At 62.4% G+C, this 23308-nt stretch carries 21 protein-coding genes; 14 read left to right on the forward strand and 7 right to left on the reverse strand.

What is annotated here, in order from left to right; genetic code table 11:
• Positions 1-37: 37 nt before the first annotated feature.
• On the reverse strand, positions 38-1534 hold the full coding sequence (locus CRO59_RS24995) for a sensor domain-containing diguanylate cyclase (protein WP_097089987.1): 1497 nt from the start codon (positions 1532-1534) through the stop codon (positions 38-40).
• A 437-nt stretch (positions 1535-1971) separates the two neighbouring features.
• On the opposite strand from CRO59_RS24995, the gene CRO59_RS25000 reads away from it, so the two are divergent.
• Entirely contained in the window at positions 1972-2667 is a 696-nt protein-coding gene (locus tag CRO59_RS25000; RefSeq protein WP_096796857.1) for an SDR family NAD(P)-dependent oxidoreductase, read from the forward strand.
• A gap of 90 nt (positions 2668-2757) precedes the next feature.
• Positions 2758-3777, forward strand: a complete 1020-nt coding sequence (locus CRO59_RS25005) for an AraC family transcriptional regulator (protein WP_027613830.1) — start codon at positions 2758-2760, stop codon at positions 3775-3777.
• Positions 3778-3783: 6 nt separating this feature from the next.
• On the opposite strand, the gene CRO59_RS25010 is transcribed toward CRO59_RS25005, so the two are convergent.
• Positions 3784-4197, reverse strand: a complete 414-nt coding sequence (locus CRO59_RS25010; protein WP_097089986.1) for a cupin domain-containing protein — start codon at positions 4195-4197, stop codon at positions 3784-3786.
• A gap of 301 nt (positions 4198-4498) precedes the next feature.
• On the opposite strand from CRO59_RS25010, the gene CRO59_RS25015 reads away from it, so the two are divergent.
• Positions 4499-5533, forward strand: coding sequence for an alpha/beta fold hydrolase (locus CRO59_RS25015; RefSeq protein WP_097089985.1), 1035 nt, complete (start codon positions 4499-4501; stop codon positions 5531-5533).
• 25 nt (positions 5534-5558) lie between these two features.
• On the opposite strand, the gene CRO59_RS25020 is transcribed toward CRO59_RS25015, so the two are convergent.
• The 3 genes from CRO59_RS25020 to CRO59_RS25030 form a co-directional block, all read right to left on the reverse strand.
• Positions 5559-6581: a GlxA family transcriptional regulator gene (locus CRO59_RS25020; RefSeq protein WP_097089984.1), complete on the reverse strand. Its 1023-nt coding sequence runs from the start codon at positions 6579-6581 to the stop codon at positions 5559-5561.
• A 93-nt stretch (positions 6582-6674) separates the two neighbouring features.
• Positions 6675-7835, reverse strand: a complete 1161-nt coding sequence (locus CRO59_RS25025; protein WP_097089983.1) for a radical SAM protein — start codon at positions 7833-7835, stop codon at positions 6675-6677.
• 74 nt (positions 7836-7909) lie between these two features.
• Positions 7910-8854 carry a LysR family transcriptional regulator gene (locus CRO59_RS25030; protein WP_097089982.1) on the reverse strand — a complete coding sequence of 315 codons (945 nt, stop codon included), beginning with the start codon at positions 8852-8854 and terminating at the stop codon, positions 7910-7912.
• Positions 8855-8976: 122 nt separating this feature from the next.
• Between CRO59_RS25030 and CRO59_RS25035 the strand changes: the two genes are divergently transcribed.
• The 5 genes from CRO59_RS25035 (at position 8977) to phnE (ending at position 12775) form a co-directional block, all read left to right on the forward strand.
• Positions 8977-9375, forward strand: a complete 399-nt coding sequence (locus tag CRO59_RS25035) for a RidA family protein (RefSeq protein ID WP_096796863.1) — start codon at positions 8977-8979, stop codon at positions 9373-9375.
• A gap of 157 nt (positions 9376-9532) precedes the next feature.
• Positions 9533-10396: a putative selenate ABC transporter substrate-binding protein gene (locus tag CRO59_RS25040; RefSeq protein WP_097089981.1), complete on the forward strand. Its 864-nt coding sequence runs from the start codon at positions 9533-9535 to the stop codon at positions 10394-10396.
• Positions 10393-11190 carry a phosphonate ABC transporter ATP-binding protein gene (locus tag CRO59_RS25045; protein WP_097089980.1) on the forward strand — a complete coding sequence of 266 codons (798 nt, stop codon included), beginning with the start codon at positions 10393-10395 and terminating at the stop codon, positions 11188-11190. Before CRO59_RS25040 ends, CRO59_RS25045 begins: the two co-directional genes overlap by 4 nt.
• Entirely contained in the window at positions 11184-12011 is an 828-nt protein-coding gene (locus CRO59_RS25050) for an ABC transporter permease (RefSeq protein WP_097089979.1), read from the forward strand. Before CRO59_RS25045 ends, CRO59_RS25050 begins: the two co-directional genes overlap by 7 nt.
• Positions 12008-12775 carry a phosphonate ABC transporter, permease protein PhnE gene (phnE, locus tag CRO59_RS25055; protein WP_007969262.1) on the forward strand — a complete coding sequence of 256 codons (768 nt, stop codon included), beginning with the start codon at positions 12008-12010 and terminating at the stop codon, positions 12773-12775. Before CRO59_RS25050 ends, phnE begins: the two co-directional genes overlap by 4 nt.
• A 10-nt stretch (positions 12776-12785) precedes the next feature.
• On the opposite strand, the gene CRO59_RS25060 is transcribed toward phnE, so the two are convergent.
• A complete protein-coding gene (locus tag CRO59_RS25060) occupies positions 12786-13559 on the reverse strand; it encodes an AraC family transcriptional regulator (protein WP_097089978.1) in 774 nt (257 codons plus the stop codon).
• A gap of 200 nt (positions 13560-13759) precedes the next feature.
• On the opposite strand from CRO59_RS25060, the gene CRO59_RS25065 reads away from it, so the two are divergent.
• From CRO59_RS25065 to CRO59_RS25090, 6 genes are all read left to right on the forward strand, one after another.
• Positions 13760-15388, forward strand: a complete 1629-nt coding sequence (locus CRO59_RS25065; protein ID WP_097089977.1) for an APC family permease — start codon at positions 13760-13762, stop codon at positions 15386-15388.
• Positions 15389-15410: 22 nt separating this feature from the next.
• Complete coding sequence (locus CRO59_RS25070) at positions 15411-16337, forward strand: 4-hydroxyproline epimerase (RefSeq protein WP_097089976.1); 927 nt, start codon at positions 15411-15413, stop codon at positions 16335-16337.
• A gap of 48 nt (positions 16338-16385) precedes the next feature.
• Positions 16386-17333, forward strand: coding sequence for a dihydrodipicolinate synthase family protein (locus tag CRO59_RS25075; RefSeq protein ID WP_027613817.1), 948 nt, complete (start codon positions 16386-16388; stop codon positions 17331-17333).
• A gap of 58 nt (positions 17334-17391) precedes the next feature.
• The gene (locus tag CRO59_RS25080; RefSeq protein ID WP_097089975.1) at positions 17392-18969 is read left to right on the forward strand and encodes an aldehyde dehydrogenase (NADP(+)); all 1578 of its coding nucleotides are present in this window, start codon (positions 17392-17394) and stop codon (positions 18967-18969) included.
• 2 nt (positions 18970-18971) lie between these two features.
• Complete coding sequence (locus CRO59_RS25085; protein WP_097089974.1) at positions 18972-20237, forward strand: FAD-binding oxidoreductase; 1266 nt, start codon at positions 18972-18974, stop codon at positions 20235-20237.
• A 68-nt stretch (positions 20238-20305) separates the two neighbouring features.
• A complete protein-coding gene (locus tag CRO59_RS25090) occupies positions 20306-21268 on the forward strand; it encodes a Dyp-type peroxidase (protein WP_097089973.1) in 963 nt (320 codons plus the stop codon).
• Positions 21269-21295: 27 nt separating this feature from the next.
• On the opposite strand, the gene CRO59_RS25095 is transcribed toward CRO59_RS25090, so the two are convergent.
• Complete coding sequence (locus CRO59_RS25095; protein ID WP_097089972.1) at positions 21296-23284, reverse strand: U32 family peptidase; 1989 nt, start codon at positions 23282-23284, stop codon at positions 21296-21298.
• Positions 23285-23308: the final 24 nt, after the last annotated feature.

Raw genomic sequence — 23308 nt, forward strand, 5'->3', positions numbered from 1 at the left:
CAGCCCGACAGCGATCTATCGGATTAATGCCCACCAATCACTTCACAAACCGGTTACGCCCCAGCGTTTTGGCGTTATACAGCGCCTGATCGGCGACCTCGATCAACCCTTGCAAGGATTGCAGTTGCGCCCCCGAGGCCGTAGCGATGCCGATACTCACACTCAGCCGGCCGAATGGGCTGGAAGGGTGCAGGATGTGCTCCTGCTGCAAACGATCGAGGATCATCTGCGCCACCACCGCAGCACCGTCGCTGTCGGTGGCCGGCATGATCACGCTCATTTCTTCGCCGCCGTAACGCGCCACCAGATCCGACGGGCGCCGCACACAACCTTCGAGAATTGTGCCGACCTTCTGCAGGCAGGCATCGCCGGCGACATGCCCGAACGAGTCGTTGAACAGCTTGAAGTAATCGATATCGATCATCAGCAACGCCAGCGTCGTGCCGTCACGTTGTGCGCGTCGGGCTTCCATGGCGAGGCTCTCATCGAAGCAGCGCCGGTTGGCCAGGCCGGTCAGGGCGTCCTTCATCGCCAGTAACTCAAGCTGACGATTGGAGGAAAGCAACTGCTGCTGCGTCCCGCGCAATTGATCTTCAGCCCTGGTACGCCTGCGAATATCGAGAATCAGAAACCAGCCGATGAGCCCGGTAAGCCCCAGCAACCCCGCGACCACCACTGCCGACAGCCAGGCCTCCATGCGCCACGCAGCAAGGGCTTCGCGTTTGCCGAGGGCGACGGTGGTGATCAGCGGCAGCCGGTCGCTCTTGCGGAAGGCATAGAGCCGCTCGACGCCATCGAGGCTGGAAGTAAATGACGCGGTGCCGACCGATCGATCGACCAGATACTTCTCATAGATCGGCGACTTGGAAAAGTTACGCCCCATGTCCTGCTCGCGGAACGGATAGCGCACCAGCAACGTACCGTCGGTATAGGACAAGCCGATAGCACCCTCCTGGCCCACATCGATCTTGCCGAACAGGCGCAGGAAGTTTTCGATTCCCAGGGTCACCGCCACCACACCGGCAAACTCGCCGTGCGCATCATTGAAACGGCGGCTGACGGTGATCACCCACTCCTGATTGGAGCGACTCTGGATCGGCGGACCGATAAAGGTCTCGCGGCTCGGGTCGTCACGATGATGGATGAAATAAACACGATCACTGCTGTTGGCCCCGGCCGGAATCGGTCGGTTGGACGACATCAGCCAACGGCCCTGGTTGTCGTAGATGGTGATGCCGCTGAGCTGCGGCATCAGCGGTTCCTGACGATTGACCAGTGCGCTCAGACGCTGGATCTGCGGGGGGCCACTGCCTTCGGTTTCCAGACGTTCGACGATCCCGAGCAACAGCAACGAACTCTGGCGAACGATCCCTTCGGAATAAGTCGCCAGCGCCTGGGTCAGGTTCAGGCCATGAACGTTTACCTCCTCCAGTGCGCGCTCTCGAGAGGCCAGCACTTTCCACACCGTCAGTGACCCGAGGGAACAACCGATCACCAACAACAAAAGCACAACCAGGCGGGTATCACGCTTCACATTACTACCTTTGGGAAAGTCCGGTTTCCGTTCCTGCGGCGGGTCGACCGACTCGATGACTGCAGCCGCGTGTCCTTGTCGCGCGCAAGGATACAAGCAGCACTGACTTGCTGCAGCAACAGATTATGTGACGCAAAAAACATACTTCTGATTTGTACTGCGTCGTCCGGAAAAAAGCGTGCTAAAGATTCCGCACAGGCTTTGCGCTTGGCGAAACAGCGACAAGAATGCCAGACCAAACCATCGCCAGGCTTTCAGAATCCGCTTGGCGCCCACCGTCAGAAGCCAACTTTCTGACGCCTGTTTCACGACCCTTTCCCCTTGTCTTGCCAAGCATAAAATTTTGGCACTTTTGCACAACAAGTTGACATCCAAAAGCATGCCACGGGCCACCGATATCATTAGAGTATGCGCCCTTAAAAAGGAAAGGACTCTTGATGACTCAGTCACTCTCACGGCGCGTTGTGGCGATTACCGGCGCCCTGGGGAATCTCGGCGAGACCCTGGCGGACATGGCCGCAGCCCAGGGCGCGGATCTGGTGCTGATCGATCAGGCGACGATGGCGATTCCCAGTTCCCACAATCGACTGGTCCTGTCCGGCATCGATCTGACCTCCCTTGCCGATTGCCAGGCAGTCGCCCACCAGATCAACCGCTATTTCGGACGCCTCGACGCCCTGGTCAACGGCGCCGGCGGCTATGCGTGGGAGCCGTTGCTGGGCAGTGCGATAGAGGCCTGGGATCGGCTCTACTCGCTGAACCTTCGAACCGCATTGAACGCCAGCAAAGCCTTGCTGCCATTGCTGCTGCAATCCTCGGCGGGACGCATCGTCAATATCGGATCGAGCATGGCGGCTAAGGCCGGGCTGGGCATGGGCGCTTACGCCGCTTCGAAATCCAGCGTTTTGCGCCTGACCGAAAGCCTCGCCGAAGAACTCAAGGACATGAGCATCACGGTCAATGCCGTGTTACCGAGCGTGCTCGACACCCCGCAAAACCGTGAAGCCATGCCCGACGCCGAGCATCAGCGCTGGGTGACGCCCGCTCAACTGGCGGCGGTCATTCTGTTTCTGATCTCGGAACAAGCGTCGGCCGTCACTGGCACCGGTATTCCGGTGATCGGGCGCATGTAGGGTCTATTGACGCCGCGCGCCTTGGCGACGTCGCTTTCTTCACCTTTCGGAAAAGCAAGATCACCGGATTACCGGACTTCCCCTCCCCCCATGCGACCCGCCACTTCCAGCGCTGCCTTCGTTAACCACGTCCTTGATGTCGCCGAACAATACGGCTGCGATGGCGACTGGCTGTTGCAGCAGACCGGACTCTCACGCGAGCAGTTGTCCGACTCGATCGTGCGCATTCCCATGCGCCAACTGCGTGCCTTGCTGGAACTGGCGGCGCTCAGCAGCAACCTGCCGCATTTCGGCCTGCTGGTCGGCGCCGCCGTACGCCCGGGCACCTACGGCGTACTGGGTTATGTGCTGATGACCAGCGCGACACTGGGCGAATCGCTGAATATGATTCTGCGTTTCGGCAAGATCGTTTACGACAGTCCGTCCAGCCAGACCCGAATCGTCATCGGCGACGGCCGCGTGACCCTCGAAGATCAACGCATCAGTGAACTGGAGCCCTATTGCGCCCTGCATCAGGAAGCGCTGATGGTCGGCTGGGCAGCGTTCGGCCGCTGGTTGATCGCGAGTAATCAGCCGATGCTGGAAGTCCGGATGATGCATTCGGCGGTGGGCGAACCGGCGCTGTATGAACACTTCTTTGGCTGTCCGGTGCAGTTCGAGGCCGGTTGCAATGCGCTGGTGTTCGCCGAGTCGACGCTCTCGACGCGGATCCAGGGTGCCGACCCGCGCATGCATCGCAGCATGTTGCTGGAGGCCGACTGGCAGTTGTGCCTGTCGTACCCGGCATTTTCCGTGACTGACCGCTTGCGCGCGCTGCTCACCGAACAATTGCCGACCGGCGATTTCAGCTTGAAAAGCCTGGCCCGGCAGCTGGCGATTTCGCCGCGCACCTTGCAGCGCAAACTGGCGGCCGAAGGGGAAAACTTCAATCAGGTGCTGGAAACCATGCGCATGGAACTGGCCGACCATTACCTGCGCCGCACCGAGACCAGCATCATGAACATCGCCCTGATGCTGGGTTACTCGCAGGCCAGTTCTTTCAGCCATTCCTTCCGTCAGGCCCGCGGGATTTCGCCGGTGGATTACCGCAAGTTGCTGCGCGCCAGATAAGCCCGATCACGGTTTCAGCTGCAGCAGCGGCTGGCCCTTTTTCACCACATAGGTCGCCAGTTCCACGCCTTGGTCCTGGCCGACGTTCTTCGCCACATGGGCCACGCCTGCCGGGATGAACAGCGAGTCACCGGCCTTTAGCGTGACCGCCGGCCGCCCCTCCAGTTGATACTCCAGCGTGCCGCTGACCACGTGCGCCACTTCGACACCCGGATGCGCATGCCGCGGCGCGGTGACACCCGGTTCGAAATCGATACGTGCCTGTATCACCTCGCGATCCGCGGCGCCCAGGTCCTGACGAATCAGGTCGGTACGGCTCAAGCCCTGCTGCCAGCTCATGGCCTGAGCGTCTGCCGCCTGCGCCAGGCCGGTGAATGAAACCAGTGCGGCCACAGTGGCCAGAATCAGTGTGCGTTGCATGCAATTGCCCTCTCGACAGTCATGGTGTGAAGGCCTGCACTGTGACTGCCGGGTGTAGCGGCCATGTGTCGGAAAACCCGCGTTTGGTCTCGCCGTGTATCACGTGCAGAGCTGGATACACGGCCATACAAAGCACACCGGCTGTGTATCACAGTGTGTACAGACACCCCGGCGATACATGAACTTGAATCAGCGCGCTTTTTCGACATGGGCCAGATACGTGCCGGAGTTCAAATGCCTGCAAGGTTTGCCGGGCTCAGCCCGCACCTGCCCCCGACAGGATTGCCAAGGAGACTTCAGCATGAAAAACGCAGCATTCAACCGTATGAACATCCTCGCCGTGGCGCTGTTCGGCGCGCTGACGGCGACGCAAATGCCAACGGCCGCCGCCGCGCAGCCGGCACCCGGCGAGCACAACGTCAGGTATTCCGCGCCCTCGCCGTTCGGCCCGCTCAAGCATGTGAAGGCCGGGTTGCTGGATGTGGCCTACGCCGAAACCGGCCCGGCGCAGGGGCCGGTGGTGATTCTGCTGCACGGCTGGCCGTACGACATTCACAGCTATGACGAGGTCGCGCCGTTGCTCGCCGCCAAGGGGTATCGGGTGCTGATGCCGTATGCGCGGGGTTATGGCGACACGCATTTCCTCTCCGATCAGACGCCACGCAACGGGCAGCCTGCGGCGCTGGCCAGCGACGTGATCGACTTCATGGATGCCCTGAACATCAAGCAAGCGGTGCTCGGTGGCTACGACTGGGGCGCGCGCTCGGCAGATATCGTCTCGGCGCTGTGGCCGGAGCGAGTCAAGGCATTGGTCTCGGTCAGCGGCTACCTGATCGGCAATCAGGCTGCCGGGCAGAACCCGTTGCCGCCCAAGGCCGAATTGCAGTGGTGGTATCAGTTCTACTTCGCCACCGACCGTGGCCGGGACGGTTACCGGAAAAACACCCACGACTTCGCCAAGCTGATCTGGCAGCTCGCCTCACCGAAATGGGCCTTCGATGACGCCACGTTCGACCGCAGCGCCAAAGCGCTGGAAAACCCCGATCACGTCGAGATCACCGTGTTCAACTACCGCTGGCGTCTGGGCCTGGTGCAGGGCGAACCGCAATACGCGGCGCTGGAACAGAAACTCGCCAGCGCCCCATCCATCAGCGTGCCGACCATCACCCTCGAGGGCGATGCCAACGGCGCGCCGCACCCGGCGCCTGAGGATTACGCCAAACGTTTCACCGGCAAGTACCAGTTCCGCCTGATCAACGGCGGCATCGGCCACAACCTGCCGCAGGAAGATCCGCAGGCGTTTGCTCAGGCGGTGATCGACGCCGATCACCTCTGAGGCCGAAGACAGAAAACGCCTCGGTCTATTTGACCAGGCGTTTTTCCCTGGACGGTCGATAACCGAAAAACGCGCTGTAGCACTTGCTGAAATGGCTCGGCGAAACGAAACCACAGGCCACCAGCACTTCCATTTGCGACAGCTCGGTGTGCTGCAACAGGCGCCGGGCTTCGGTGATGCGCAGTTCCAGGTAGTAACGCTGCGGTGTGGTGCCCAGTTGCTCCTTGAACAAGCGCTCCAACTGCCGCCGCGAGCGACCGGCGTACACCGCCAGTTGCTCCAGCTCCAGCGGTTCCTCGAGGTTGGCGTCCATCAGTTTGACCACCTCACGCAACGGTGCGCTGACGCAGAGGTTTTCATCCGGTTTGATCCGCCGATACCGCGACTCCTCGAACGCCAGAATGTCCTCGATGCCTTCGACCAGCGCCTTGCCGTGCAGGCTCTTGATCCAGTCCAGCGCCATATGGAAAGCCCCGGACGGGCTCGACGCGGTGAGCCGGTCGCGATCGATCACATAAGGTTCGCTGCTGACCTGAGTGGCTTTGGCAATTTCCGTGAGTGCGGGACGGTGTTCCGGGTGGATCGCGCAACGATAACCATCGAGCAGCCCGGCGCGGCCGAGAAACCACGCACCGTTCCACAAACCGGCCAGACTGACCCCGCGCTCCGCCGCCGCGCGCAGCAGGCTGATCAACTCTTCACTGGCCTTCAGCTCGGTGCGGTAGCCGCCGCACACCACCAGCAAGTCCAGATCCGCAAGGCTGGCGGCGTCAATCCGCGCATCCGGGCGAATCACCAGCCCCAGATCGCTGATCACCTCACCCTCGCCCAGCCCGAACGTGCGCGAGCTGAACAGTCCGGCGCGCAACAGGTTGGCGGTGATGATGGTGTCCAGCGCCTGGGTGAAGGCCGGCAGCGAAAAGTGTTCCAGCAGCAGAAAACCGGTGCGGGTGATGCGGGTCTCGGCGGATTGCTCATTCAGATAGCGGAGGTTTTTGCCCTTCATGCCTCCGCTGAATTGACGTCGTTCGATCAAGGTCTGGCCCATCGGTCATGTTGTTATGCGCCGATAGTTGGCTTGATGGGCCAAAGAGTCAATCACGCTTGTGGCAACTGAATTGGCGGGACCTGATCCGCACGGTCAGACGACCGTGAGATAACCCGCACCGAGCCGGCCTTCCAGACGACCGAACAGCACGTAATGCTGATAACCGCTGGTGAACGCGCCCGTGGAAATCGCGTTTTTGACGTCCTGGTTCATATGCAGGTATTGCGCTTCGTCGAAGTTATCCGCACTGACTTCGCCGGTTCGCCCAAGCTTTTCGCTTTCGACCGGCAGCCCCATGATCGTGCGCCGCTGGAAGTCGATAATGCGGTTGACGGCGTGACTTTCCAGCGGCCCCCGATTGGATTGGGTCGAGTAGATGTGCAAGCCGTTTTTTGCGCAGCGATTGCACATGTCGACGCAATTTTTCTGGGTGGACTTCAGGCCGGTCAATTGCGCCAGAGGCATGTCCAGATACTTGCCGACCTGGTATTCGGTCTGATTGAAAACGGAACAGCACAAAACGGTATTGCCGTTGCAGTCGAGCACCAGCCAGTCATCCTTGAGCGAGCACGCCTGCTTGGGATACTGACGGACCAGATTGACCAGATCGTCGAAGGGCGGCAGCGCCAGCCTTTTCAGGGTTTCATGATCGGTATCTGTCACCGAAGGGTCGCGCTCGATCAGCGCCAGCGTTTTCTCCAGCGGCATCATCACTGAATACCCAGTGGAGAACTCGAAACCCAGACTCTGGCTGAATTCGCGCATCAGCCCTTCTTCTTCCATGTTGTCCAGATAACGGTGGTAGTAAACCTCGATGCGCGTACTCAAGCCATGTTGCTGCTTGAGTTCATGCAGTTTGATCATGTTGGCCTTGACCACTTCAATGTCGCCGCCCACGTGCCCCTGCTGGTAAGTCTCCTGGTAAAACCCGGACAACGAAATACGGAAGAACCACGGGTTGGCCAGCATGGCGGTTTCCATGTTCTTGGCCAGGTTCAAGTTGGAGCTGATACCGCTCTGCAAACCGGCGGCATTGATGATCTCGACAAACTCACCGATTCGCGGATGGATCAACGGCTCGGTCCAGTTGTACAGAAAGATCGTCTCGACCCCTTCGTTGCGGGCCTTCTCGACGATCTTGCGGAACATGTCGACTTGCATGGCTTTCTTGAAGTTGACGTTTTCCGAGTTGCCCATCGGGCACGAAGGGCAGCTTAAATTGCACGCACCGACAATATCGATATACATATTCATGACGGGTGACGCTCCTTGAGTGAATAGCGGTGCATCCAGAGCAAGCGACTGTCATGGTTGGCGTTATTCGTTAGTTATTTGACAGTCCCGGAGCGCGGCTCAGCAAGTTCCGGGCCATTGCTATGGTGCGCCATCAATTCCACGATCCAATCGATAAATACCCTTAGCTTTTGGCTGATATGCCGGTTCGGCGGGTACGCTACGTAGAGCGGCATCGGCTCGAGTTGCCAGTCTTCGAACAGCGGCACCAATTCGCCCCGAGCCTGATGCGCGTGCGACATGTACCTGGGCAACCACAGCACACCCATGCCGGCCAGACCTGCCGCAAGGTAAGCGTTGCCGTCATCGACGGCGAGCACGTGGCGGCCCTTGATCTGCAGGTGTTCGCTGCCATTGTGCAAGGCGTAAGGCACGGGTTTGCCGGTGCGCGCCCAGAGAAAACCGACCACCCGATGATGCGAGTCCTCCAGCTCGCGTGGATGCTGCGGCGTGCCAGCGCGGGCCAGATAATCCGGCGCGGCGAAAACCCCGAGCTGAAGATCGGCCACCCGCCGCGCCATCAGTGACTGATCAAGCAGTTCGCCGCCGCGCACCACGCAATCGACGTTCTCATCGATGATGTCGACGATGCGGTCGCTGACACCCATGTCGATCTGAATGTCCGGATAACGCGCATGAAACTCAGGCAATGCCGGCACCAGAATCAGCCTCGCCAGCGGGCTCGGCACATCTACGCGCAAGCGTCCTCTGGGCAATGCCGAGGCGCCGGACAGACTGGTTTCGGCGTCGTCCATATCGGCCAACAACCTAATGACCCGCTCGTAATAGATTGCGCCATCGGCAGTGACGTTGACCTTGCGCGTGGTGCGGTTGAGCAACCTGACCCGCAGCCGGGCTTCCAGTTGCTGCACGAGTTGGGTCACGGTGGTCTTGCTCATGTGCAAGGTCTCGGCAGCCTTGGTGAAACTGCCCGCCTCGACCACCCGGGCGAACGCCTGCATTGCATCGAAACGGTCCACTTTGCGCCCTCGGATTGTTTGGAATCTGCAAACAGTGAACGCCAAGCTTGCGCGTTTATCGCCTCGGCGCAAGCCCCTACAGTCACTCCATCAACAACCACCAAACAATGATGGAGACACCCATGACCCAGCGCGACGTCGTTTTCCCGCCAGCCCGCCATGCGCTTTACGAGCGCCATCGTTATTCGCCAGCGATTCGTTCCAACGGTTTTCTGTTCGTCTCGGGGCAAGTCGGCAGCCGTGAAGATGGTTCGCCCGAGCCGGATCTGCAGAACCAGGTGCGCCTGGCGTTCAATAACCTCAATGCGATTCTCGACGCCGCCGGTGGCAGCTTCGCCGATGCGGTGGACGTCACGGTGTTCATGATCGATCCACAATCGACCTTCGAAACCATCTGGGAAGTGGTACCGGAGTTCTGGGGCAGCGCACCGTATCCGACGATTACTGCGGTGGGCGTGACCTGGCTGGCCGGGTTTCAGTTCGAGATCAAGGTGATTGCCAAACTCCCGGAAACCCCATGATCGTAATCCGGGGTAAAACATCATCGGACACCGCTGCTGGCCTTTGACAGCGCGGCTGCGTATAACCTCGCCGTTTCGTCTAACCTGATTGAGCGCCCGCGCGCGACACCGCGCCCGGTGGCGCTTAGAATGCGACGCTCATGAAACGGAGATTTCCATGCTCAAACGAACCCTGGCACTGACTGCTGGTCTGGCCCTGTCTTTTTCCGCTCTGATGGCACATGCCGCCGATGTGTTGCGGGTCAGCGCGATTCCCGACGAAGCCCCGACCGAATTGCTGCGCAAGTTCGAGCCGCTCGGTGCGTACCTGGAGCAGCAGTTGGGCATGAAGGTGCAGTTCGTTCCCGTGGCCGACTATCCGGCCGTGGTCGAAGCGCTGGCGACCGACCGCCTCGACATGGCCTGGCTGGGTGGTTTCACCTTTGTTCAGGCACGCCTGAAGACCGACGCCACCACCCCGGTGGTCCCGCTGGTGCAGCGCGAGCAGGATGCGCAGTTCACCAGCAAATTCATCACCGCCGACCCGAACGTGAAGAGCCTGGCCGACCTTAAGGGCAAAACCTTTGCCTTCGGCTCGGTGTCGTCCACCTCCGGCAGCCTGATGCCGCGTTATTTCATGCTGAAGAACGACAACATCAAGCCTGAAGCCTATTTCAGCCGCGTTGCCTATTCCGGCGCGCACGATGCCACCGTGGCTTGGGTTCAGGCGGGCAAGGTCGATGCCGGTGTGCTGAACGCCAGCGTCTGGCAGAAACTGGTGGACGCCGGCAAGGTCGACACCAGCAAGGTCCACGTGTTCGCCACCACCCCGGCCTACTTCGATTACAACTGGACCGTGCGCGGCACCCTAGACCCGGCGCTGGCGGCGAAGATCAAGAAAGCCTTCCTCGACCTCGACCCGGCCAACCCCGAGCAAAAGAAGATTCTTGATCTGCAGGCGGCCAGCCGCTTCATCGACACCAAGCCCGAAAACTACAAGGGTATCGAGGAAGCTGCTCGCGCTGCCGATCTGTTGAAATGACCCTGAGCCTCAAACACGCCCGCCTGCACCACGCCAACGGGGTCGATGCGCTACGCGGCGTCGACCTGCAGATTGGCGCCGGCGAGCAGGTGGCGATCATCGGTCCTTCCGGGGCCGGCAAGTCGAGTCTGTTGAACCTGCTGGCCACCGCGTTGCGCCCCAGCAGCGGTGAAATCGAGGTGCTGGGCGAACGTCCCTGGCATCTCTCGGCCCGTCAACGGCAACGCCTGCGTGCGCGCATCGGCCTGGTGCATCAAGCCCCACCGCTGCCGCCGCGCCAGCGGGTGGTAACGGCGGTGCTGGCCGGCAAACTCGGCCAGTGGAGTTTAGGCAAGAGCCTGCTCAATCTGCTGCACCCGACGGATATTCCCGGCGCCCGTGCGGCCCTGGCACGACTGGATCTGGGCGACAAACTCTTCGCTCACTGCCAGCAATTGTCCGGCGGCCAATTGCAGCGCGTGGGTATTGCCCGGGTGCTGTATCAGGCGCCGGAGGTTCTGCTGGCGGACGAACCGGTGTCGGCGATGGACCCGGTGCTCGCCGGGCACACCCTGTCGATCCTCTCGCAGCACGCCCGGACACACAACGTCACGCTGGTGGCGAGCCTGCATGCAGTGGAACTGGCGCTGGCGCACTTTCCGCGCATCATCGGTTTGCGCGACGGCCAGATCCTGTTTGACAGCCCGGCCGAACAGGTCAGCCGCGAGATGCTCGACACGCTGTACGCCAACGAGCAATTGCAAAGCCCGACGACGCCCAGTGCGCCGCTGATTGTGCAGATCCCGCGATGCTGAGGGCTGATTCACGCGACCCTGCTGCCGCGCCGCGATTACTGCTGACCCTGCTGGCACTGGCCTTGCTGTGGCCGGGCATCCAGCTCAGCGAACTGGACCTTGGCGTGCTGCTGCACAGCAACAGCCAGACCGAAATGGGCCGTTTCATCTCCGGGTTCTGGCCACCGGCGCATGACCACGACTTTCTCCAGTTGCTGCTCAAGGCGACCCTGCAAACCCTGGCCATCGCCACCGCCGGTATGGCTCTGGCGCTGCTGCTGGCGGTACCGGCGAGCCTGATTGCCAGCCGCGCGCTGTCGTTGTCGGCGGCGTCCCGCAGCGGCATTCCCAGTCGGATCGGAAGCTTGCTGCGCTGGCCGGTGCGCGGGCTGCTGATCTTCTTGCGCAGCGTGCCGGAGATCGTCTGGGCGCTGCTGTTCGTGCGCGCCGTGGGCCTCGGCCCGGCGGCGGGTGTACTGGCGATCGCCATCACCTACAGCGGCATGCTCGGCAAGGTCTACGCGGAAATTTTCGAATCCACCGACCAACGCCCGGCGCACGCCTTGATGCAGGCCGGCAGCGGACGACTCGCGGCGTTTGCCTACGGGATTCTGCCGAATGTCGCGGCGGAGTTGCTGTCGTACACGGTATATCGCTGGGAGTGCGCGATTCGTGCGTCAGTGGTGATGGGGTTTGTCGGCGCTGGTGGCCTCGGCCAGCAGATCGACCTGTCGCTGCGCATGTTCGCCGGCGGTGAAGTGGCAAGCATGTTGCTGACGTTCCTGATTCTGGTGCTCGGTGCCGATCAACTCAGCCGCCTGCTGCGCTGGAGGCTGACATGAATCGTCTGATTAATCTGTTGCTGATTGTCGGCATTGGCGTCGCGGTCATCGCCTCGTTCGGCTACCTCGAACTCGACCTTGGTGAACTGGGCAGCGCCACCAGCCTCAAGCAGATGGGTGCCTACGCGCAGCGCTTTCTCAGCCCGGATCTGAGCGCCACACATTTGCAGGCGATCCTCAAGGGCGCGCTGGAAACCCTCGCCATGTCGGCCCTCGGCACCCTGCTCGCGGCGGTGTTCGGCATCCTCCTCGCGCTGCCCGCCGCCGGACGTTTCGGCTGGCCGCTGCAAAGCGCTTCGCGCCTGTTGCTCAACGGTCTGCGAGCGATTCCGGAACTGGTGTGGGCGGCACTGATGGTGCTCGCCGCCGGCCTCGGCCCGAATGCCGGCACCCTGGCGCTGGCCCTGCACACCACCGGGGTGCTCGGCCGGTTGTTCGCCGAAGCGCTGGAAAATACCCCGCCGGAACCGGCCGAAGCGATCCGCTTGCAGGGTGGCAACCCGGTGCTCGCCTTCTGCTACGGCACCCTGCCCAACCTTGCCCCGCAATTGCTCGCCTATTGCCTGTATCGCTGGGAAAACAACATTCGCATGGCCAGCGTGCTGGGCTTTGTCGGTGCCGGCGGTTTGGGGCAGATGTTGTATGTCAGCCTCAGCCTGTTTCAGGAAGCGCAGGCGAGCACGGTGATTCTGGCGATGCTGATTCTGGTGCTGGGCGTGGATTCGCTGAGTGCCTGGAGCCGGCAGCGCTGGGTCAAGGCCTGACGGGCAAGCCTCACTGCGCCGTCGCCAACCGGTACTGGCGCGGGGTGAATCCGGTGGAAGCCTTGAACTGCCGGGTGAACGCGCTGTGGTCGGTATAACCGCACTGCAGCGCCACTTCGGTGATCGGCAAGTCGCCGTGCAACAGCCGATGCGCGTGCTCAAGACGCACTTTCTGGATCATCTGCCGCGGCGTGAGGTGGAACACGCGCTTGCAGTAACGCTCCAGTTGCGCCACTGAAATCCCGGCGATGCGCGTCAGTTCGCTCAGGCTGACGCGCTGATTGAAGTTCGCCCGAATGTACTCGTCCACCGCCGCCAGCCGCTGATACGCCGGATGAGTTTCGCTGGCGGTCTGCAAATCGACGGAAATTCCCGCCAGGCCGATGATCCGATTGTTGCGGTCGTACAACGGACGCTTGTGGGTCAGGCACCAGCCCGGTTCGCGGCTGCCGTACAGATGCAACTCCAGCTGATCCTCCAGTACAAACCCCTCTTCCAGCACGCGCCGATCCTGCTCGGTGTAGCCCGGGCCCAATTGCGCCGGAAACACCTCGGCGCTGGTCTTGCCCAGTAACGGTCGCAGGTCTTTCAAACCACAGCGCTGCACCAACGTCTGGTTGGCCATGACATAGCGCGCCTGCAGATCCTTGATGAAGATCGCCGCGTTGGGAATCACGTCGAGCATCGGCAACAGCAGCGCCATACCGGCGAGCAGATCGTCGAGGCATTGCGGTCGGCTCGCTTCGTTGTGCTGGCTCAGGATCGCAAACGCGTTCTGCGGCATACCTCTCACTCCCCACTCGGTTTTATCACTTGCACGCAGATTGCCCCATGGCTGACAGCCTGTCGAGCCGGGCCTTTGCCGTTGGCCACTGTGCTGATTTCGTCATCATCACCGGCAAAAAACATCAATCGCCCATCGCCCGATGAGTTCACTGTAGCGCCACTGCACGCCCCTCCAACAACCAACAAGAAGGCGACGCTATGACAGGCCAAGGCAAGTTCAAGAAACAACTTTCACTGATAGACCTCACGTTCATCGGACTGGGGGCGATCTTCGGCTCGGGCTGGTTGTTCGCCGCCAGTCACGTGTCGGCCATCGCCGGCCCGGCAGGGATCTTTTCCTGGCTGCTCGGTGGTTTCGCCGTGTTGCTGCTGGGCATTGTCTACTGCGAATTGGGCGCCGCGCTGCCCCGTGCCGGCGGTGTGGTGCGTTATCCGGTTTACTCCCACGGGCCACTGCTCGGTTACCTGATGGGCTTCATCACGCTGATCGCGTTTTCCAGCCTGGTGGCGATCGAAGTAGTCGCCTCGCGGCAATATGCGGCGGCGTGGTTTCCCGAATTGACCAAGGCCGGTTCCAGCGACCCGACCGTGCTCGGGTGGTTCGTCCAGTTCGGGTTGTTGTGCCTGTTTTTCCTGCTCAATTACCGCAGCGTGAAGACCTTCGCCATGGCCAACAATCTGGTCAGCGTGTTCAAGTTCATCGTGCCGCTGCTGGTGATCGGCGTGCTGTTCACCTTCTTCAAACCGGCCAATTTCGAAGTGCACGGCTTTGCGCCGTTCGGTCTGTCCGGCATTGAAATGGCGGTCTCGGCGGGTGGGGTGATCTTTGCTTATCTGGGCCTGACGCCGATCATTTCCGTGGCCAGTGAAGTGAAGAACCCGCAACGCACGATCCCGATTGCGCTGATCCTGTCGGTGCTGCTGTCCACCGCGATCTACGTGTTGCTGCAAACCGCGTTCCTCGGCGGCATCCCGACCGAAATGCTCGCCAATGGCTGGGCCGGCGTCGCCAAGGAACTGGCCCTGCCGTACCGCGACATCGCTCTGGCACTGGGCGTCGGCTGGCTGGCGTATCTGGTGGTGGCCGATGCGGTGATCTCGCCCAGCGGCTGCGGCAACATCTACATGAACGCCACGCCACGGGTGATCTATGGCTGGGCGCAGACCGGGACGTTCTTCAAGATTTTCACCCGCATCGACGAAAAATCCGGCATCCCGCGCCCGGCGCTGTGGCTGACCTTTGGCCTGTCGGTGTTCTGGACCCTGCCATTCCCGTCGTGGGAAGCGCTGATCAACGTGGTCTCTGCCGCGCTGGTATTGAGCTACGCCGTGGCACCGGTGACGGTGGCCGCACTGCGCCGTAACGCTCCGGACATGCCGCGTCCATTCCGGGTCAAGGGCATGAGCGTGCTTGGGCCGCTGTCGTTCATCATCGCCGCGCTGATTGTCTACTGGTCGGGCTGGGGCACCGTGTCGTGGTTGCTCGGCCTGCAAATCCTGATGTTTGTCATCTACCTGCTGTGCGGGCGCATGGTGCCGAGCGCGCACCTGAATCTCGGCCAGCAAGTGCGCTCGTCGGCGTGGCTGATCGGCTTCTACGCGGTGACCATCGTCCTCTCCAAGCTCGGCAGTTTCGGTGGTATCGGCGTGCTCAGCCATCCGTTCGACACCGTGATCGTCGCGGTCTGCGCGCTGGGCATCTACTACTGGGGCGCCGCCACCGGCGTACCGGCACGCCTGATTCGTCTGGAAACCGAGGACGACGAAAGCGAAGCCGCTGAATCCTCCACCCATTCGGCAACGGGCCAGCGCCCTGCTCACGCCTGACCTTCACTCAAGGGACGAACCCATGAAACGACTGCACATCATCGATTCCCACACTGGCGGCGAGCCCACGCGCCTGATGATGAAGGGCTTCCCCGAGCTGCCCGGCAACAGCATGGCCGAGAAGCGCGATGCCTTGCGCGAAGGCCACGATCAATGGCGCCGCGCCTGCCTGCTGGAACCACGTGGCAACGACGTGCTGGTCGGCGCGCTGTACTGCGCGCCGGTGTCGCCGGATGCCACCTGCGGGGTGATTTTCTTCAACAACGCCGGCTACCTCGGCATGTGCGGCCACGGCACCATCGGCCTGGTCAACTCGCTGCATTACCTGGGGCAGATCGAACCGGGCGTGCACAAGATCGACACCCCGGTCGGCCCGGTCAGCGCCACCCTGCACGAGGACGGCGCGGTGACTCTGGGCAACGTCCCGGCATGGCGCTACCGCAAACAGGTGCCGGTGGACGTGCCCGGCTACGGTCGCGTGTTCGGCGATATCGCCTGGGGCGGCAACTGGTTTTTCCTGGTCTCGGAACACGGCCAGAACCTGCAGATGAGCAACGTCGAAGCCCTCACCGATTACACCTGGGCGATGCTCAAGGCTCTCGAGGCCCAGGGCATCCATGGCGAGGACGGCGCGCTGATCGACCACGTCGAACTGTTTGCCGACGACGCCCACGCCGACAGCCGCAACTTCGTCATGTGCCCGGGCAAGGCTTACGACCGCTCGCCCTGCGGCACCGGCACTAGCGCCAAACTCGCCTGTCTGGCCGCCGACGGCAAACTCGCCGAAGGCCAGGTCTGGACGCAAGCGAGCATCACCGGCAGCCAGTTCGAAGGGCGCTTCGAATGGCATGGCGAGCGCGTGCGCCCGTTCATCACCGGCCGCGCCTACATGACCGCCGACGCCACCCTGCTGATCGACGAGCAGGATCCTTTCGCCTGGGGCATCTGACCTGCCCCGTTTTTTCGACTTGAATGAATGTCCCGAGGAGCTACAACAATGAGCGATAACATCTTCACTGGCTGCATTCCCGCGCTGATGACCCCGTGCACCGCCGCGCGCAAACCTGATTTCGACGCACTGGTGGCCAAGGGTCGCGAGCTGATCGATATCGGCATGAGCGCGGTGGTTTACTGCGGCTCGATGGGCGACTGGCCGTTGCTGACCGAGGCTGAGCGTCAGGAAGGCGTGGCGCGTCTGGTCGCCGCCGGGGTGCCGACCATCGTCGGCACTGGCGCGGTCAACAGCCGTGAAGCGGTGTCCCATGCCGCGCATGCGGCGAAAGTCGGCGCCCATGGCCTGATGGTAATTCCCCGCGTCTTGTCTCGTGGTGCTTCGGCCACCGCGCAAAAAGCCCACTTCGCCGCGATACTCAACGCCGCGCCGAACTTGCCGGCGGTGATCTACAACAGCCCCTACTACGGCTTCGCCACCCGCGCCGACCTGTTCTTCGAACTGCGCCGCGAACACCCGAACCTGATCGGCTTCAAGGAGTTCGGCGGTGGCGCCGACTTGCGCTACGCCGCCGAAAACATCACCTCGCAGGACGATGCCGTGACCCTGATGGTCGGTGTCGATACGCAAGTGGTGCACGGCTTCGTCAACTGCAACGCCACCGGCGCGATCACCGGCATCGGCAACGCCCTGCCGCGCGAAGTGCTGCAATTGGTGGCGCTGAGCAAGCAAGCAGCCAAGGGCGATGCCAAGGCCCGACGTCTTGCCCGCGAACTGGAAGCGGCGCTGGCGGTGCTGTCATCGTTCGATGAAGGCTGCGATCTGGTGCTGTATTACAAGCACCTGATGGTGCTCAACGGCGACCGCGAATACGCCCTGCACTTCAACGAAACCGACGCCTTGAGCGATGCCCAGCGCCGTTACGCCGAGACCCAGTACGCGCTGTTCCGCCAGTGGTACAAAAACTGGTCTGCCGAACAGAACCTCGCCTGACCGCAACCCCTGCCCCGGTGTGATGCCGGGGCTTCACCTCTTTTATCAAGGAAGCGTCATGACTCTGACAGGCCACATGTTGATCGGCGGCCGAGCTGTTGCCGGCAGCCGTGAAGCGATCCGCGCGATCAACCCCGCCACCGACGCAGTGCTGGAACCGGCCTATGCCGGTGGCACTGCAGAACATGTCGAACAGGCCTGCGCACTGGCGTGGCAGGCTTTTGATCGTTATCGCGAGACGTCCCTGGAGGCGCGCGCCGAATTTCTCGAAACCATCGCCAATGAGATCGAAGCCCTTGGCGATGCTCTGATCGACCGTGCCGTGGCCGAAAGCGGCCTTCCACGCGCACGGATTCAAGGCGAACGCGGACGCACCTGCGGGCAATTGCGCACCTTTGCCCGCACCGTACGTGCCGGCGAATGGCTGGATGTGCGGATCGACAATGCTCAGCCTGAGCGTCAACCCGCTGCGCGTGCGGATCTGCGCCAGCGGCAGATTGCGCTGGGGCCAGTGGCGGTGTTCGGCGCCAGCAACTTTCCGCTGGCCTTCTCGGTAGCCGGCGGCGACAGCGCTTCGGCGCTGGCCGCCGGTTGCCCGGTGATCGTCAAGGCGCACAGCGCGCATCCCGGCACCAGTGAACTGGTCGGCCAGGCGCTGGCTCGCGCGGTGAAAAAATGCGGTTTGCCTGAAGGCGTGTTTTCGCTGCTGTTCGGCTCCGGCAACGAGGTCGGCATTGCGTTGGTCAGCGATTGGCGCATCAAGGCTGTGGGCTTCACCGGCTCGCGCAGCGGCGGCCTCGCTCTGAGCCGAGCGGCGCAAGCGCGGCCAGAACCGATTCCGGTGTACGCGGAAATGAGCTCGATCAATCCGGTGCTGCTGTTTCCCGCAGCGCTAGCCGCTCGCGGTGAGGCGTTGGCGCAGGGTTTTGTCGCCTCGCTGACTCAGGGTGCCGGGCAATTCTGTACCAATCCCGGGCTGGTCATTGCGCGCCAAGGGGCAGCGCTGGACGGTTTCATCGCGGCTGCCGCCAAACTGATCCAGCGCAGTCCGGCGCAGACCATGCTTACGCCGGGGATCTTCCGAGCCTATGAAACAGGCGTCGGCGCGCTGGCCGAACATCCGCAGGCGCACCGCGTGGCGAGCGGTCTCGCGACTGAAGGGCCGAACCAGTGCCAGGCGCAATTGTTCGTCACTCCGGCGCAAGACTTCATCGCTGACGTGCGTCTGCAAGGTGAAATATTCGGCTCGGCATCGCTGATCGTGCGATGCGCCAACGACGATGAAATCCGTCAGATCTGCGAACACCTCGAAGGCCAGTTGACCGCCACCCTGCACCTGGATGACGCCGATCTGGATCAAGCCCGGGCCTTGTTGCCGACACTGGAACGCAAGGCCGGACGCCTGCTGGTCAACGGCTGGCCGACCGGGGTCGAAGTGTGCGATGCGATGGTGCATGGCGGGCCGTTCCCGGCCACCTCGGATTCGCGCAGCACCTCGGTCGGCACGGCGGCGATCCTGCGTTTCCTGCGGCCGGTGTGTTATCAGGATTTCCCCGACAGCCTGCTGCCGCCGCCGCTGAAACAGGCAAATCCGCTGCAGCTACGACGCTTGCTCGACGGCCAGAGGGAAGCCTGAACATGCCCGACAACCTCACAACGGACAACGCCGACATCGCGGTGATCGGCGCCGGCATCATCGGCGTCGCCTGCGCTCTGCAACTCGCGCGTCAGGGTAAACGGGTGGTGGTCATCGACAAGCAGCCGCCCGGTCATGGCGCCTCGTTCGGCAACGCCGGGCATCTGGCCACCGAGCAGGTGTTTCCGATTGCCGATGCGTCGATCCTCAAGCGTCTGCCAGCGATGCTGATGGACCCGATGGGGCCGCTGCGCCTGGACTGGAAGTACCTGCCGTGCGCCGTGCCGTGGTTCAGCCGCCTGCTGCTGAACCTGCGCCCAGCTCCGTTTCAGCGCACCGTGGCCGGTTTGCGCGCGCTCAACGAAAGCAGCCTCGACGCCTGGAAGCGCCTGCTGCACAGCATCGCCCGCCCCGACCTGCTCAAGGAGGACGGCTCGCTGCTGGTGTTCGAGCGCGCCGAGTCGCGGCAAGCGATCGACGCCTTGCAGACTCGCATGCGTCAGCAACAGGTGCCCGTGGACTTCTGGTCGGCCAGCGCCGTGCGGGACACCGCGCCGCAGCTCAGCGAACAGATTCAGGGCGGGTTGTTCTACCCGCGCACCGGGCATTTTCTCGACCCGTATCAGGTGGTGTGCGAACTGGTGAGTGCGGCCAAAATGGCCGGCGTGCAGTTCATTCAGCAGGAGGTTCAGGGCGGCCAGTTGCAGGCGCATGGCGTGTCACTGATCACCGATCAGGGGCGTTTCACCGCGCGGCAGGTGCTGATCGCCTGTGGCGCGCATTCGGCGAAGCTCACCACTGCGCTGACCGGTAAACGCGTGCCGCTGGACACCGAGCGCGGCTATCACCTGATGTTGCCCCACGAGCACGAGCGACTGCCGTTCGCCGTCACGTCGCTGGAGCGCAAGTTCATCATGACGCCGATGGCCGGCGGCTTGCGCCTGGCCGGCACCGTTGAGTTCGCCGGTCTGGAGCGCCCGCCGTTTATGGAACGCGCCTGGCAGTTACACCGTTTGAGCAAGGGCTTATTCCGCCGTGATTTGAACGCTGAAGACGCGACGCCGTGGATGGGCTTTCGTCCGTCGCTGCCGGACTCGCTGCCGGTCATCGACAAGGTCGGCGACGGTAAAGTGCTGCTCGCGTTCGGGCATCAGCATTTGGGGCTGACGCAGGCGGCGGTGACTGCGCAGATGATTGCTCAGTTGGCGTCTCCCTCGACCAATGCCGGCGTGCCGACGATGGATGCCTATCGACTGGGTCGCTTCTGAGATACCGATGAAACGTTTTTGGTTTCATACTGAGCGCCGACCTTGGCCCCGCGCATATGGAACCGACTATGACCTCATCAATGGATACCCCCGAGCCACAAGCGATCTGCAACCCGATCACCAGCAGCGCGATTTTCATCGTCGCCACGCTGCTGCCCGGCAGCGACGCCGCCAGTCAGGTGCGCGGCTGGTGCGGCGACATCGCCGCCCTCACCCGCTCGGTCGGCAAACGTGTGCCCAACGGCAACTTGTCATGTGTCTGCGGTTTCAGCGCCAACGCCTGGGACGCCTTGTTCGGCAGCCCGCGCCCGGCGTCGCTGCATCCGTTCCGCGAGTTCGGCGTCGAGGGCCGTCGTGCCGTCGCAACGCCGGGCGACATCCTGCTGCACATCCGTGCCGACCAGATGGATCTGTGTTTCGAACTGGCGACCCAGTTGTGCAGCGCACTCAATGGCGCGATCACCGTGGTGGATGAGGTGCAGGGGTTCCGCTACTTCGACATGCGCAGCATCATCGGTTTCGTCGATGGCACCGAGAACCCGGTGGGCCGCAAGGCAGACCACTTCACCCTGATCGGCAACGAAGACCCGGCGTTCGAATCCGGCAGTTATGTGCTGGTGCAGAAGTACCTGCACAAGATGGAGGCGTGGAATGCGCTGAGCGTCGAAGCTCAGGAAAAGGTGATCGGCCGCACCAAACTGGCCGACATCGAACTCGGTGAAGAGGTGAAACCGAGCAATTCCCACAGCGCCCTGACCACCATCACCAAGGACGGCCAGGAGCAGAAAATCCTGCGCGACAACATGCCGTTCGGCCGCCCGGGGGCTGGCGAATTCGGCACCTACTTCATCGGTTACGCGCGCTCGCCGGAACCGATCGAGCAGATGCTGGAGAACATGTTTGTCGGCAAACCCGTCGGCAACTACGACCGTTTGCTGGACTTCAGCACCGCGGTCACCGGGGGGTTGTTCTTTGTGCCGTCAGCCGACTTGCTTGAAGACCTCGCGGAGCGCGAGCCCGAGCAGGCGTGACACCGTAGCGCCACGCCCGCCCGTCACTCAGTGTGGCGCGCGCGGGATGGTTTTCAGCAGGTCTTCGGGGCTGATGTGGCCGACCACGCTGCCCGGTTGCGGCATGTTGAGGATGTGGCCTTTCATCTTGCCGATGATGTGCATCTCGCACGGCTTGCAGTCGAACTTCAGGGTCAGCACTTCGTCGCCGTGGATCAGCTGCATCGGCGCGACCTTGGTGCGCACACCGGTCACGCCTTTGGCCTGTTTCGGGCACAGGTTGAACGAGAAACGCAGGCAGTGTTTGGTGATCATCACCGGCACTTCACCGGCCTCTTCGTGCGCCTCGTAGGCCGCATCGATCAGCTTCACGCCGTGACGGTGATAGAAGTCGCGGGCCTTCTGGTTGTAGACGTTGGCCAGGAACGACAGGTGCGACTCCGGGTACACCGGCGGCGGCGTGGTTTCGGCCTTGCGGCTGCCACGCGGGTGCGCCGCAACGCGGGCGGCGGTCAGCGCTTCGATGACTTCACGGCGCAAGGCTTTGAGCTGCGAGTTCGGGATGAAGAACGCCTGCGGTGCGTCCAGTTTCACGTCGATGGCGTGATATTGGGTAGTGCCGAGCTGGCCGAGCAGATCCTGCAATTGCTCCAGCGCCTGCTCCGGCTTGTTGGCCATCCCGAACGGGCCGTTCAGGGTCACGCTGGCGCTGATGCCCTCTTCACTGGTGGCAGTCAGTTCCAGCTGCTCTTCACGCAGACGCGCCACCCAGCTCAGGGCCACGCGGCGTTCGGCGGAGGTCTTCAGCAGTGCCTGTTGCCAGTTGTGGTCGAGGTTGCGGTTCAGCGGATGGTTCGGGCGCAGCTTGTACAGGCCTTCGGGCATTTCGTTCGGCTCGACGCGGTAGCGGTAGCGCTTCTCGCCGTCTTCTTCGAACTCGCCCTTCGGCTCGGCGATGTTGGCGCGGAAACCCACCACTTCCCGCTTGACCAGCACGTTGAGGCCATCGCCGTTGGACAGCGGCTCCTGCGTCACCACCTGCATGTCACGCTTGCCGACTTTCTCGACGGTGCCCACGGGCAGGCCGGTGAAGGTCGGCGAGTCGAACGCGCCGATGTCGATCTTGCGATCGGTGACGAAGTAGTCGGTGCTGCCACGGTGGAAGGTCTTTTCCGGGTCCGGCAGGAAGAAATGCGCGGTGCGGCCGCTGGAAGCGCGGGCCAGATCCGGACGGTCTTCGAGCACATCGTCGAGGCGCTGGCGGTAATAGGCGGTGATGTTCTTCACGTAGCCCATGTCCTTGTAACGACCTTCGATCTTGAACGAGCGCACACCGGCCTCGACCAGCGCGCGGATGTTGGCGCTCTGGTTGTTGTCCTTCATCGACAGCAAGTGTTTTTCGTAGGCGATCACCCCACCCTTTTCGTCTTTGAGGGTGTACGGCAAACGGCAGGCCTGCGAGCAGTCGCCACGGTTGGCGCTGCGCCCGGTCTGCGCGTGGGAGATGTTGCACTGCCCGGAGAACGCCACGCACAGCGCGCCGTGGATGAAGAATTCGATGGCGGCATCGGTTTCGTCGGCGATGGCACGAATTTCTTTCAGGTTCAGCTCGCGGGCCAGTACCAGTTGCGAGAAACCGGCCTGATCGAGGAATTTCGCCCGCTCCAGGGTGCGGATGTCGGTCTGGGTACTCGCATGCAGCTCGATCGGCGGAATGTCCAGTTCCATCACGCCCAGGTCCTGGACGATCAGCGCGTCGACGCCGGCGTCGTACAACTGGTGGATCAGCTTGCGCGCCGGCTCCAGTTCGTTGTCGTGCAGGATGGTGTTGATGGTGGTGAAAATGCGCGCGTGATAACGGCGGGCAAACTCCACCAGCTCGGCAATTTCGCTCACCTCGTTGCAGGCATTGTGGCGCGCGCCGAAGCTCGGGCCACCGATGTACACGGCGTCGGCGCCGTGCAGGATCGCCTCGCGGGCAATCGCCACGTCACGGGCGGGGCTGAGCAATTCCAGATGATGCTTGGGCAAGGACATAGTTTTTTTAGTCAGGCTGTCACG

This window comes from Pseudomonas sp. LAMO17WK12:I5 (assembly GCF_900215165.1).
In the GTDB taxonomy this organism is placed as follows: Bacteria; Pseudomonadota; Gammaproteobacteria; order Pseudomonadales; family Pseudomonadaceae; genus Aquipseudomonas; species Aquipseudomonas putida_A.

Coding starts and splice junctions, on each gene's coding strand:
- CRO59_RS25070 (WP_097089976.1), top strand. CDS start 15,411: ATGAAACGACTGCACATCATCGATTCCCACACTGGCGGCGAGCCCACG.
- CRO59_RS25040 (WP_097089981.1), top strand. CDS start 9,533: ATGCTCAAACGAACCCTGGCACTGACTGCTGGTCTGGCCCTGTCTTTT.
- CRO59_RS25060 (WP_097089978.1), bottom strand. CDS start 13,559: ATGCCGCAGAACGCGTTTGCGATCCTGAGCCAGCACAACGAAGCGAGC.
- CRO59_RS25045 (WP_097089980.1), top strand. CDS start 10,393: ATGACCCTGAGCCTCAAACACGCCCGCCTGCACCACGCCAACGGGGTC.
- CRO59_RS25025 (WP_097089983.1), bottom strand. CDS start 7,835: ATGAATATGTATATCGATATTGTCGGTGCGTGCAATTTAAGCTGCCCT.
- CRO59_RS25095 (WP_097089972.1), bottom strand. CDS start 23,284: ATGTCCTTGCCCAAGCATCATCTGGAATTGCTCAGCCCCGCCCGTGAC.
- CRO59_RS25075 (WP_027613817.1), top strand. CDS start 16,386: ATGAGCGATAACATCTTCACTGGCTGCATTCCCGCGCTGATGACCCCG.
- CRO59_RS25065 (WP_097089977.1), top strand. CDS start 13,760: ATGACAGGCCAAGGCAAGTTCAAGAAACAACTTTCACTGATAGACCTC.
- CRO59_RS25000 (WP_096796857.1), top strand. CDS start 1,972: ATGACTCAGTCACTCTCACGGCGCGTTGTGGCGATTACCGGCGCCCTG.
- phnE (WP_007969262.1), top strand. CDS start 12,008: ATGAATCGTCTGATTAATCTGTTGCTGATTGTCGGCATTGGCGTCGCG.
- CRO59_RS25020 (WP_097089984.1), bottom strand. CDS start 6,581: ATGGGCCAGACCTTGATCGAACGACGTCAATTCAGCGGAGGCATGAAG.
- CRO59_RS25080 (WP_097089975.1), top strand. CDS start 17,392: ATGACTCTGACAGGCCACATGTTGATCGGCGGCCGAGCTGTTGCCGGC.
- CRO59_RS25005 (WP_027613830.1), top strand. CDS start 2,758: ATGCGACCCGCCACTTCCAGCGCTGCCTTCGTTAACCACGTCCTTGAT.
- CRO59_RS25085 (WP_097089974.1), top strand. CDS start 18,972: ATGCCCGACAACCTCACAACGGACAACGCCGACATCGCGGTGATCGGC.
- CRO59_RS25050 (WP_097089979.1), top strand. CDS start 11,184: ATGCTGAGGGCTGATTCACGCGACCCTGCTGCCGCGCCGCGATTACTG.
- CRO59_RS25035 (WP_096796863.1), top strand. CDS start 8,977: ATGACCCAGCGCGACGTCGTTTTCCCGCCAGCCCGCCATGCGCTTTAC.
- CRO59_RS25090 (WP_097089973.1), top strand. CDS start 20,306: ATGACCTCATCAATGGATACCCCCGAGCCACAAGCGATCTGCAACCCG.
- CRO59_RS25015 (WP_097089985.1), top strand. CDS start 4,499: ATGAAAAACGCAGCATTCAACCGTATGAACATCCTCGCCGTGGCGCTG.
- CRO59_RS25010 (WP_097089986.1), bottom strand. CDS start 4,197: ATGCAACGCACACTGATTCTGGCCACTGTGGCCGCACTGGTTTCATTC.